General features: G+C 39.4%; 8 protein-coding genes. All 8 read left to right on the forward strand.

Going from position 1 to position 12,670, the window contains the following annotated elements:
* Positions 1 to 24 precede the first annotated feature (24 nt).
* The 8 genes from sov (at position 25) to ACZ5L8_RS15735 (ending at position 12,633) form a co-directional block, all read left to right on the forward strand.
* The gene (gene sov / locus ACZ5L8_RS15700) at positions 25 to 7,323 is read left to right on the forward strand and encodes a T9SS outer membrane translocon Sov/SprA (RefSeq protein WP_464440977.1); all 7,299 of its coding nucleotides are present in this window, start codon (positions 25 to 27) and stop codon (positions 7,321 to 7,323) included.
* 22 nt (positions 7,324 to 7,345) lie between these two features.
* Complete coding sequence (gene gcvH, locus ACZ5L8_RS15705; RefSeq protein ID WP_464440979.1) at positions 7,346 to 7,726, forward strand: glycine cleavage system protein GcvH; 381 nt, start codon at positions 7,346 to 7,348, stop codon at positions 7,724 to 7,726.
* Positions 7,719 to 8,105, forward strand: coding sequence for a VanZ family protein (locus ACZ5L8_RS15710; RefSeq protein WP_464438593.1), 387 nt, complete (start codon positions 7,719 to 7,721; stop codon positions 8,103 to 8,105). Before gcvH ends, ACZ5L8_RS15710 begins: the two co-directional genes overlap by 8 nt.
* Positions 8,106 to 8,160: 55 nt before the next feature.
* On the forward strand, positions 8,161 to 8,889 hold the full coding sequence (locus ACZ5L8_RS15715) for an energy transducer TonB (protein ID WP_464438594.1): 729 nt from the start codon (positions 8,161 to 8,163) through the stop codon (positions 8,887 to 8,889).
* A 111-nt stretch (positions 8,890 to 9,000) separates the two neighbouring features.
* On the forward strand, positions 9,001 to 9,780 hold the full coding sequence (locus ACZ5L8_RS15720; RefSeq protein WP_464438595.1) for an energy transducer TonB: 780 nt from the start codon (positions 9,001 to 9,003) through the stop codon (positions 9,778 to 9,780).
* Between the two features lie 109 nt (positions 9,781 to 9,889).
* Positions 9,890 to 11,992, forward strand: coding sequence for a gliding motility protein RemB (locus ACZ5L8_RS15725; RefSeq protein WP_464438596.1), 2,103 nt, complete (start codon positions 9,890 to 9,892; stop codon positions 11,990 to 11,992).
* Positions 11,993 to 12,001: 9 nt separating this feature from the next.
* Positions 12,002 to 12,406 (forward strand): Dabb family protein, encoded by a 405-nt coding sequence (locus ACZ5L8_RS15730; protein ID WP_464438597.1) that lies wholly within the window; start codon positions 12,002 to 12,004, stop codon positions 12,404 to 12,406.
* Positions 12,403 to 12,633, forward strand: coding sequence for a hypothetical protein (locus ACZ5L8_RS15735; protein WP_464438598.1), 231 nt, complete (start codon positions 12,403 to 12,405; stop codon positions 12,631 to 12,633). The genes ACZ5L8_RS15730 and ACZ5L8_RS15735 overlap by 4 nt, the downstream gene beginning before the upstream one ends.
* Positions 12,634 to 12,670 lie beyond the last annotated feature (37 nt).

Raw genomic sequence — 12,670 nt, forward strand, 5'->3', positions numbered from 1 at the left:
CTTAGGCGATTATTATTTCTTGCCATTCTTGGCTTTGGGTTTGCTGTGCAAGCACAAGATGAGAATGAGCAGCAACAGGACACTACACAAACTACATATGCGATAGGAAGGGTTGAACTTCAAAACCCTGATAGCATTGTTTCAAAATACACGTATGATCCTATAACAGATCGTTATGTTTATTCACAAGAACTAGGCGGGATAAACATTAATTATCCCATGTTCTTAACTCCGCAAGAGTTTAGAAAAAGAGTGGAGCAGGAGCGTATGCGCTCGTACTTTCAGGATAAAATCTCTGCTTTAGATGGGCGAACGGCAGAAGGGCAGGAAGGTAGAAATGACCTGTTGCCTAACTTCTATGTGAATTCAGGTTTGTTTGAGTCCATTTTTGGTGGAAACACAATAGAGCTTACACCTCAAGGATCTGTCGCAATGGATCTGGGGATATTGTATACAAAACAAGATAATCCTAGTTTTTCTCCTAGAAACAGGAACAACTTTAGTTTTGATTTTGATCAAAGGATTCAGCTGAGTTTGCTAGGTAAGATCGGTACTAGATTGCAGGTTAATGCGAATTATGATACTGAGAGTACGTTTGATTTTCAAAACCAGATCAAGTTAGAATATACGCCGTCTGAAGATGATATCATCCAGAAGATCGAGGTGGGTAATGTGAACATGCCGCTTAACAGCGCTTTGATACAAGGTTCTCAGAGTTTGTTTGGTGTAAAAACGCAGTTACAGTTTGGTAAAACAACGATTACCGGAGTTTTCTCTGAGCAACAAAGTCAGACGCGACAGGTGACTTCTGCCGGTGGAGCGACGATACAGGATTTTGAGATCTTTGCGCTAGACTATGATGAGAATAGACACTTCTTCTTGGCGCATTATTTTAGAGATACTTATGACGATGCGCTTGCAAATTATCCTTTTATAAATAGCAATGTGCAGATCAATCGTATAGAGATCTGGGTAACAAACCGCACGCAACGCTTTGAAAATACTAGAAATATTGTAGCTGTTCAGGATCTAGGAGAATCAAGTCCTGAAAATATAGGTCTTGATCCTGCACCTGGAGGTTTTATAAATACTCAACCTGGCTCACCACCGGCAAACACGAACAACGATTTTAACCCATTTGGGGTCAATGGTAGTGGTCAAAGTGTGCTTACGCCGGCAATTAGAGATGCAGCAACTGTGCAACAAGGTTTTGGAGGAGTTTCGGTTGTAGATGGAACAGATTATGTGTTGCTCGAAAATGCTAGAAAGCTGGAGCTAAATGAATATACACTGGATCCAATCCTTGGGTATATTTCGCTAAATCAAAGATTAAACAACGACGAAGTTCTAGGAGTTGCTTTTCAATACACGATCAACGGAAAGGTTTACCAAGTAGGTGAATTTGCTAATGATGGTGTGAACTCTACTTCTGGAGCATATCCAGATACAGATGGCGATGGCGTGCCAGATCTTGTAGATGTTGATCCTGATGGCGACGGTGTGAATAACAACGGTGCTGATGTAGATGGTGATCAAATTGCAGATTCTGCAGACTCTAGTGAAACCGCTGGAGCAGATATTAATAACGATGGTATTCTAGATAGTTTTATAACTCCGGGTCAAGGTGGTACGCCGCAAGCACTCGTGGTGAAAATGTTAAAAAGTAATATTACCGCAGTTTCTGAGCCTAGATGGGATCTTATGATGAAAAACATCTATGGTCTAGGAGAATATCAATTGCAGCAGGAAGGTTTCCGGATGAATATCGTTTATACAGATCCTTCTCCACTTAACTATATTAAAAGTGCTGGAGGAACGCCATTGCCAGATGATGTGGAAGACACTCCATTGTTGAATGTTTTTAATCTGGATAGGTTGACGACTTTTGGCGATCCACAAGTGGGCGGTGATGGTTTCTTTGATTTTGTTCCGGGGCTTACCATTAATGTGCAAAACGGTAGTATCATCTTTACGTCTGTTGAGCCTTTCGGCGAATATCTTTTTGATAAACTTAGAACGAGCGGCGGTGAGATTTATGATGATGGGATGGACATGACCGAGGCAGAATTTGAAACCTACAATGCTAACCAGCAAAAGTATGTTTACAAAAGCCTGTATACTTCTACAAAGACCGTTGCAAAGGATAATGCAGATAAAAATAAATTTCAGCTTAAGGGTAAATACGAATCTAAGGAAGAAGAAGGAATCCCAATAGGATCCTTTAATGTTCCGCAGGGAAGTGTTACGGTTACTGCTGGTGGTAGAGTTTTGCAAGAAGGTCTAGATTACACGGTAGATTATCAACGAGGACGTGTAATTATTCTTGATCCTGCTTTAAAGGCTTCAAATATCCCTATTCAGGTTTCCACCGAAAATACTTCACGTTTCGGGCAGCAGACAAAGCGATTTACAGGATTGAATGTTGAGCATCGCTTCAGCGAAGATTTTATAGTAGGCGGTACTTTGATCAATATGAATGAGCGTCCGCTTACGCAGAAAGCATCCTATAGTTTTGAGCCTATCAATAATACCATTTTTGGCCTCAACGCAAGTTATTCCACGGAAGTGCCATTCTTAACACGATTGATAAACAAGTATCCATTTATTGATACGGATGTAACGTCTAATTTATCTGTGCGTGGTGAAGTGGCGTATTTAATGCCGGGACAACCAAAATCTACAAATCTCAACGGTCGTGCGGCTTCTTACATTGACGATTTTGAAGGTTCGCAGACGTCGATAGATATAAGTTCGCCATTGCAATGGTATATGTCTTCTGCGCCGGTGGGCTTTGGAGGAGAGTTGAGCAACGGTGATCTGGCAGCTGGTTACAGAAGAGCAAAACTTGCTTGGTATAGTATAGATCCTATTTTTTATGGAGCTCAGCGTCCCGATGGAATTTCAGATCAGGATGTTTCTAATTGGGCAACGCGTAGGGTTTTTAGAGACGAAATCTTCCCACAGCAGGATATTGTGGCCGGTACAACGCAGGCGCTTTTTACGTTTGATATGGCATACTTTCCATCAGAGCGTGGAGCGTACAATTACAGTCCAGATGCACAAGACGGAATTCTAGAAAATCCGGAACAGAATTTTGGCGGTATCATGCGTCAGTTTACTTCTACTGATTTTGAGCAGAGCAATGTAGAGTTCATTCAATTCTGGATGATGGATCCATTTATCTATGACGAAAATGCTAATAACGCTGGCGGTAGTCTTACTATAAACTTGGGTAACATTTCAGAAGATGTGCTCAAAGATGGTAGAAAGCAATATGAAAATGGTTTGCCGAAGGATGGCGGTTTTGATAATACTACGCAAACGGCATACGGTAAAGTGCCAACTAATCAGGCGCTGATCTATGCTTTTGATACAGAAGGTGAGCAAAGAACAAATCAGGATCTAGGTTATGATGGTCTGGATGATACAGATGAAGCAAATCAATTTCCTGCTTTTGCGAATCTAGCCGATCCTGCTGGTGACAACTACGAGTATTTTGTTGCCGCTCAAGGCGGAGTGGTAGATCGCTATAAAAAATACAATGGTCAGCAAGGTAACTCGCCTGTAAATGTGGGTCAAAACAACAGAGGTTCTACAACGCAGCCAGATGTAGAAGATTTTAACCGTGATTATACCATGAACACGGTTGATAGTTATTATGAGTACAAATTAGACATCAACCGTCAGGACCTTACAATTGACAACGAGTTTATTGTTGACGAGCGAAATATAAATGTTCAGCTTCAAAATGGGCAGACGATTCCAGTAAGATGGTTGCAGTTTAAAGTTCCGGTTAATCAGCCTACTAACACTGTGGGTGGGATCGCAGATTTTAGATCAATTCGCTTTATGCGAATGTATATGAGTGGCTTTAGCCAAAATACAGTTCTTAGAATGGGAACTTTACAACTCATGCGTGGCGATTATAGAAGATATGCGCTAACGCTAGATCCTGATCTTTCTAATCCTAATACTGAGAACACATTATTTGAAGTTACAGCAGTAAATATCTTAGAGAACGAAAATAGAGATCCTATTCCTTATGTTCTTCCGCCGGGTGTTTACAGAGAAGAATTACTCAATAATAACAACAATATTAGGCAAGATGAGCAATCACTTGCACTAACTACTTGTGATCTTGAACCGCAAGATTCTAGAGCGGTTTATAAGAATTTTAGACTGGATATGCGCCAGTATAAAAATATTGAGATGTACACGCATGCCGAGTCACTGCTTAACGAAGTGCCGTTAGAAGATAATGAGATGGTGGCTTTTATTAGAATGGGTACAGACCTTACTGAGAATTTCTATCAAGTAGAATTGCCGCTGGTTCCTACGCAATTCGGTACTTCTAATCCAGAGGATATTTGGCCCGAGTCAAACCGATTTAACGTACCGCTAGAATTGCTTCAAAGAGTAAAAGCAGCATTTTTAAATAATGGTGCAGCATTGTTGCCGCAAAACATAACCTATTTTGACGCTTCCGCGGAATTGATCCCAGATCCTGCAAATACGCCTTATAATACCGGTGAATTAAGAGTAGGTATAAAGGGTAATCCTAGTTTTGGAGATGTGCGTGTGCTCATGCTTGGGGTAAAGAATGGTAACCCTGAAAATGACAGTGACATTTGTGGTGAAGTATGGTTTAATGAATTGCGCATTACCGAACTACAAAATGAGGGCGGCTGGGCAGGAATTTTAAACGTAGATGCTAACATTGCAGATTTCGCTACGGTTTCGGCAACGGGAAGACAAACTTCTGTAGGTTTTGGTGGTATAGATCAGAGTCCTAATCAGCGTAGTCGTGAAGATATCAAGTCGTACGACGTGGTCACAAATGTAAATGCCGGGCAATTACTTCCTGAAAATTGGGGAATCAAGTTGCCATTTAACTATGCAGTAGGCGAGCAGATCATCACGCCGCAATACGATCCACTTTACACAGATATAGAGCTTGATCAAAGATTAGAAACCGCCGAAACTCAAGAACAGCGCGATGCTATTGAAGTGCAAGCCATCGCACATACGCGTAGAAGAAGCGTGAATCTTATAGGTGTGCGCAAAGAGCGCACAGGCGAGGCGAAGCAAAAACCATGGGATGTTGAGAACCTTACATTCTCTTACAGCTACAATCAAGAAGATCATAAAGATTTTGAAATTGAGCAGTCCCGAGCACAAAGTGTGAGAGTGGGCGGGACGTATAATTTTGCTTTTCAGCCAAAACCATTTGAACCTTTCGCGAAGAACGATTCGCTCTTTACGAGTCCATATCTTAAGTTATTAAAGGATTTTAATTTTAATTATTTGCCGGCGTCAATATCGCTTACATCTAATTATAACAGGCAATACAATCAGCAGAAGTTTAGAGATGTTACCCTTACAGGGAATTCCATCTTACCAGAATACAAGCAGCGTAATTACCTCTTTGATCGTCAGTTTACAGTAAACTATCCGCTTACAAAATCACTGAGTTTAAACTATGATCAAGCACAAAATAGGATCATTCGCAATTACCTGAATGCAGATAATTCACTTGACGATAATGCAGGTGGCATCTATGAAGGATTTTTTGATATAGGTACGCCGTTTAGACATTATCAAACGCTTCAGGCGAATTATAAAGTTCCTATAGATAAGATCCCGTATCTGGATTTTGTAACAGCAACATATTCATACACCGCAGACTTGGAGTGGAACAGAGGTTCGTATCAGTTTCAAACTCTTGAAGGCATTCCAGATCTAGGTAATTCTGTTGAAAATGCAAATACGCATGCGATCAATGGTACGTTAGATATGGCTAAGCTTTACACCGCGGTAGGTCTTGTTAAGAAAAAAGCTGCGAGCGCCGCTGGCCGTACTAGGCAGGAGAGAAGTAGAGCAGTGCCAACTTTGGGCGCACCCAGAACAACATCTACACAAGATCAGAACAAAGGAAGTTTAACGGCTAGTGAGAAAGCTACAAACAGTCTTGTGGGGTTAGTGACCGGTATTAAGAGAATACAAGTTACCTATCAACAAAACAACGGTACTTATGTTCCTGGATATTTACCGGGTATTGGTTTTGCTGGGACTTTGAAGCCAACATCAGGATTCGTTTTTGGTAGTCAAGAAGATATAAGAGAATTTGCTGCGAGACGCGGATGGTTAACCTTATATCAACAATTTAATCAGCAGTATAGCGAGGTTGAGAATAGGCAGTTTGATATTCAGGCGCAAGCCCAATTCTTACCAGACCTCACGGTAGATATAAACATGAATCGTATCTATCAAGAAACATACAGCGAGAATTATCGTGTTGATCCTACCACTTTGCAATACGAAACTTTAAATGGTAATACGCTAGGTAATTTCTCTATCTCTACTTTAATGATAGGTACGGCATTTAGCAAAAACACGGTTGAGTCTTCAGCAGCGTTTGATAAGTTTAGAGAGAATCGTCTTGTCGTAGCAGAGCGTCTTGCAGAGCAATTTTATGGCGGTACAGATTATCCTCGTGATGAAAATGGCTATCCTGTGGGTTATAGCAGAACAAATCAAGCGGTGCTTATTCCTTCATTTTTATCAGCATATACAACAGATGGTAAAGCGCAAGATGTAAGTTTAGGAGCTTTTAGAAGCTTCCCTTTACCAAACTGGAATATTAAGTACACCGGCCTGATGAAGCTAGATTTCTTTAAGCGTAATTTCAAGCGTTTTTCTGTGAATCATGGTTATCGTTCTGGTTATACGGTAAACCAGTTTAGAACAAACCTTAACTACGATAGAAGTCTTAATAACGAGCCAAACGATGCGCAAGTTGATCAAGCAGGTAACTTCTTAAATAAAACTATTTTCTCAAACATTAACCTTGTTGAGCAATTCTCGCCATTAGTGCGTTTAGATTTTGAAATGCAAAACAGTCTTAAGATCCTCACAGAGATAAGAAAAGACAGAGCATTGTCTTTAAGTTTTGATAATAATCTACTTACAGAGATCAATGGTAATGAATATAGAATAGGAGTAGGATATAGATTAAAAGATATTACTTTTGCGACAAGCATAGGCGGTAGAAAGACCATTTTAAAGAGTGATCTTAATATTCAGGCAGATCTCTCTTTAAGACAAAATGAAACTGTCGTACGTTATCTAGATCTTCAGAATAATCAAGTTACTTCTGGTCAAGATCTTTACGGTTTAACCTTTAAAGCAGATTATGCTTTGAGTAGAAATCTAACGGCGATCTTTTATTACGATCATACTTTTGCTACATATGCGATTTCAACAGCGTTCCCGCAGACAACCATAAGATCTGGGTTTACGCTTAAGTATAATTTTGGAAACTAAAGAACTTAACTATTTTAAAGCTATGAATATACCTGCAGATCTTAAGTACACAAAAGACCATGAGTGGGTGCGTATTGAAGGTGATATCGCAACAGTGGGAATTACAGACTTCGCTCAAGGAGAGCTAGGAGACATCGTTTATGTAGAAGTAGAAACAGTAGACGAAACGCTAGAGAGAGAAGAAGTTTTTGGTACCGTAGAAGCTGTAAAAACAGTTTCAGATCTATTCTCGCCATTATCAGGAGAGATCATCGAGTTTAACGAAGAGCTAGAATCTGAGCCAGAAGCAGTAAACGAAGATCCTTATGGAGCAGGCTGGATGGTAAAGATCAAGATAGAAAATCAAGAAGAAGTTAATGATCTTCTTGATGCAGATGCTTACAAAAGCATTATAAATGCATAAAGGTCTACTGGCACTAGCGTTGCTTTACACCGCAGTTCTCACGGTTGCATGCCTGGGTCCTGCACCACAAAGTTTTGAAGGCGCGCATAGTCCAGATAAGATCCTGCATATTACAGCTACCCTAGTTTTATTCTTGTGCTGGTATGCCTATGGGCGATTAGTTGCCTTACGGCGAAAAAGATTTTTATACGTAATATCCATAATTTCTATCATTACATTTGTGTATGGTATGATAATTGAGGTTTTACAAGGTGCATTGACAGATTATCGCACTGCTGATGTATACGATCTTTTAGCAAATTCCGCAGGAATATTGATAGGAATATTAGTGGTTTACGTTTTTAGAAATCAAATTAATTCGCTTAAGACGAAATTTTAATTTCATTTTGTAGATCATTTTAATAAATTAGCAATCTTAATAACCGAAATTTAATATGGAACCCAAGAAAAATCCCAAAGCAGATTTAAGTAAAAGAAGCGTGATCTTCTTTCAGCTGGGGCTTGTTCTTATCCTTGGATTAGTTTATTTCGCCATAGAGCATAAAACTTATGAGAAGGAAGCCATTGACCTAGGACAGGTACAAATGGATGACGAGCTTGAAGAGGAAGTGCCGATCACCGAGTTAAATACTCCACCGCCACCACCGCCACCTCCACCGCCACCACCAGCGCCGGAAATCATCGAGGTAGTAGAAGATGAGGTAGAGATCGAAGAAACGGTTATTGAAAGTACTGAGACATCTCAAGATGAAGAAATTGTTGAGGTTGAAGAAGTATCTTTTGAGGAAGAAGAAGTTATTGAAGATGTACCTTTTGCGGTAATTGAAAACGTACCTGTATATCCTGGTTGTGAAAAAGAAAAAGGCAACGATGCTAAAAAGCAATGTATGTCTGACGCGATCACAAAACTTGTAAACCGCAAGTTTAATACAGAGCTAGGTAGTGAATTAGGTCTTAGCGGTGTAAACCGTATTTATGTAAGATTTAAAATTGACAGCAAAGGTAATATCGTAGATATAGGATCTCGTGGTCCTCACCCACGTCTTGAGCAAGAAGCTGAGCGTGTAATTAAGTTATTACCAAGTATGACTCCTGGTATGCAACGTGGTAAACCAGTAGGGGTTCTTTACTCCCTACCTATTGTTTTCCAAGTTCAGGATTAATAAAATTCCATTTTAAATATATATCCCGCCTTAACAAATGTTGAGGCGGGATTTTTTTTGGCAAGCTTGTTGTGTCTGGTTTTATACACTTAACAATTAAAACCATTTAATATGAACACTTCAAGAAAGGAATCCGTTCTGCAAAACGGAGATCGTCCTGCAAGCAAGCACGATGCAAATTTACGAAAAAATGGAACCTTATATTTCCAGATAGGGTTAATCGTAGTTTTACTGCTTTCCATTTTTGTTATTGAGTACAAGTCTTTTTATGTAATCCCTAAAGAAGAGCCTTTAGATGTTAGCAAGGTTTATACTTCAGAACCCACGCCACCCATTGTTGTTATTAAGCGAGAATTACCACCGCCGCCAGCAGCACCTGTTGTAGATTATACGCAACCACCAGTTATTGGAGATCCCATTGATTCTCTAGAAATAGCTTTGCCTGTTATAGACCCAACTCCGCCAGATGATGGAGTTAGTGATAAAATTTTGATAGACTCTATAGGTCCTGAGATAGAGCCAGAAATTGAAACCACAGATCTAATGGGTGTTGATTTTGTGCCTATTTACCCTGGATGTGAGAGCAAGAAGTCTAATGATGAGCGCAAAGATTGCCTAGAATCAAGTTTAAATAAATTGATCTCTAGAAAATTTGATACAAGTATAAGTAGTGAATATGGTCTGGATGGTGTTAATCGTATCTATACGATCTTCACAGTAGATCACACAGGTAAAATTATTGATGTAAAAATACGAGCAGCGCATCCTGCGTTAGAAAAAGAAGCTAAACGCGTTATAGATCTCATTCCAGAGATGGAGCCTGGGATAAAAGACGGTAAGCGTGTTAATATGATCTATTCGCAGCCTATTTTATACAAGGTTGAGAATTAGTTAGTAAATCAGTTGCTAAAGATCCGCCTCTCATCAAGGCGGATTTTTTTTCGCTTAAGCGAAAGAGAAAAAAGCTATATCTTGTGGACGCCTTAAAAATCTACCTTTAATGCGTTGTATCCTACCTTTATTTGCGCTTCTATTTTTTGCAATCCCTTGTGCTGCACAGGGTGATTACTCGCCATTTGAAAAATATCCAGTTTTTGAAGAATGTGCAAACGTTGATGTTGCTGATCTCTCAAAATGTTTTGATGATACTTTGATCTCTTTTTTGATTTCAAATTTTGAAGAACCTTCAATAGTTGCAGAGGAGAATTACACAGGTGAAGCTTTTGTTTTGTTTGAAGTTTCTAAAGAGGGAAATTTTGAAGTGCTTACCATTGATGCGGCTTACACAGAATTAAAAGATGAGTTAAAAAGGGTTTTTGGCAAGTTGCCAAAAATAAACCCAGCAACTTACAACGGCAGACCTACATATATGCAGTTTAGTCTTCCTGTGAAGATCCCAATGCAAGCTAATCTCTCTGCTACGGCTGAAACTAAAAAAGTGAAAGATCTGAGTGAGCAAGCTGCTGCGATCAAAAGTGAATATGAGAATATAAAGACTTCGGGTTACAATAATAACGAATACAAAAGCCAGATCTATATCCCATTCAGTCATCAATTGTACAGTCGCTTTGATCAACAAATGAATCTTGTGGGCACAAACAGCCACACGGCGTATAAGCCTTTTACCTACGCTTACGTTGATAAATATTATGATCTAGAAGGTGAGAATGAGCGTTTAAAGAAAGATAAATCTTCTTGGTTTGGGCGTAAATTTTGGAATGAACGCATGGTGACTTTGCAAGGTGAAGACTACTGGTTTACACTTGATCCTGCGGCAGATCTGCAATTGGGTTTTGAAACTGCTGATAACGAAGATCAGAGTTTTACGTACAACAATACACGTGCAGTAGTTTTTCAAGGTGGTATCGGGAAGAAGTTAGGATTTTACACTGCGTTTTATGAAAGTCAAGGGACTTTTCCGGGGTTCTTCAATAGGTATGCGAGAAGTATTCGTCCAGATGGAGGAAATCCTGCTGTGATCCCAGGACGCGGAGTTTCAGAAGAGGCAAACGCTGGGGATTTTGATTATCCTGTTGCAGAGGCGCATTTGTCGTATACGTTTGATGAGCATTTTAATGTTCAATTTGGCCATGGTAAGAATTTTATAGGCGATGGTTATCGCTCTTTGTTGATGAGTGATGCCGCTAGTTCTTATCCGTTTTTAAAATTGAATACCACATTCTGGAAATTTAAATACACAAACACCTGGATGTCGCTACGTGATGTGCGCCCAGAAGTTGTTGCAGATGGAAGTTTCAGAACAAAATATATGGCAAATCACTACTTGAGTGTCAATGTAACAAAGCGTCTTAATCTAGGCTTTTTTGAGAATGTGATCTGGGAAGATGACAATGATCGTGGTTTTGATATTAACTATCTCAATCCTATAATTTTTTATCGTGCGATAGAATTTAGTACTGGTTCTCGTGGTGGTAATGCTTTAATTGGGCTTAGCGCCAAATATAAATTCAGCGATCAGTTTAATATGTATTCGCAGATCATCATTGACGAGTTTTCTACTGGAGCCTTAACAGGTAATGATCATAGTTATAAGAATAAACAAGGCGTGCAGCTGGGCTTTAAATATTATGATGCTTTTAAAATTCCTAACCTCACTTTGCAAATGGAATTTAACCAAGTGCGACCTTATGTGTATAGCAACAATGAGATTCAGTTGAATTATGGGCATGTTAACCAGTCGATGGGGCATTTGTGGGGAGCGAACTTCAGAGAATATATTGCGATAGCACGTTATCAAAACGACCGCTGGTATGGTACAGGGAAGTTGATCTACGGTAAACGCGGTTTTGAAATGGGTGATATAAACGATGTGTATTATGGCGGAAGCATTTATGGTAGCGATGAGAACCGTCCAAGCGATAACGGGATTCTGCTAGGGCAGGGTAATGAGACAAAAACTTTGCTAGGTCAGCTTGAGTTGGGTTATCTAGTAAATCCTGCGACTAATCTTAAGTTTTACACCAGCCTGCTTTATAGAAACAACAAAACACAGTTTCCAGACCCTGTAAATCTTGAAGAAAATACATTGTGGGTGAATTTTGGTTTCAGGACAGACTTGTTTAACTGGTATTATGATTTTTAAAATCTAATTATGAGAAAGATATTTATCACTGCGATTGTTTCACTTTTGTTTTTGGCTTGCGCCAAAGAAAATCAAGAATCACATAAAATGGAATTAGATCAAAACTTTGTGCATGTTGTTTATTTCTGGTTGAATAATCCGGATAATGAAGCAGATCGAGAAGCATTTCTTACTTCGCTCAACAAATTCATGGATAATAGCGAATACGCAAAAACTAAATTCATCGGAGAGCCAGCTAAAACACCGCGTGATGTGGTTGATAATTCCTGGACGTATTCATTGATCTTATCTTTCCCGTCTAAAGAAGCACAAGATCTGTATCAAAAGGAACCTGCGCATCTCAAATTTATTGAAGAATCAGAGGCTTTGTGGGAGCGTGTTCAGGTGTATGATAATGTCTATTATAAAAAATGAATTTTTTAGTAGCAGATATTTTCATTTACCTCTTCGGTATAATTGGAGCATCTGTTCTTTTCTTTATAATTAATTTGTTTAGGTTGGTTTTGTTTAAAAAACCGTTGCCATTTAAATGGTTTATTAAAGAGCGCACTAGCGTTTATGGTGACGGCTGGGTGCAGGCATTAAATGCTATTCTGGGTTTTACGGTCTGCGGTATAGTTGCGTATCTGTTTTTGGCGTAAGCCAAATCTTTCAAAATCAATGAACTTCTTTTAACAA

This window comes from Leeuwenhoekiella obamensis (assembly GCF_055391795.1).

Bases quoted from the DNA above. Each gene is read 5' to 3' on its own strand.
- gcvH (WP_464440979.1), top strand. From the start codon at position 7,346: ATGAATATACCTGCAGATCTTAAGTACACAAAAGACCATGAGTGGGTG.
- ACZ5L8_RS15710 (WP_464438593.1), top strand. From the start codon at position 7,719: ATGCATAAAGGTCTACTGGCACTAGCGTTGCTTTACACCGCAGTTCTC.
- ACZ5L8_RS15715 (WP_464438594.1), top strand. From the start codon at position 8,161: ATGGAACCCAAGAAAAATCCCAAAGCAGATTTAAGTAAAAGAAGCGTG.
- ACZ5L8_RS15720 (WP_464438595.1), top strand. From the start codon at position 9,001: ATGAACACTTCAAGAAAGGAATCCGTTCTGCAAAACGGAGATCGTCCT.
- ACZ5L8_RS15725 (WP_464438596.1), top strand. From the start codon at position 9,890: ATGCGTTGTATCCTACCTTTATTTGCGCTTCTATTTTTTGCAATCCCT.
- ACZ5L8_RS15730 (WP_464438597.1), top strand. From the start codon at position 12,002: ATGAGAAAGATATTTATCACTGCGATTGTTTCACTTTTGTTTTTGGCT.
- ACZ5L8_RS15735 (WP_464438598.1), top strand. From the start codon at position 12,403: ATGAATTTTTTAGTAGCAGATATTTTCATTTACCTCTTCGGTATAATT.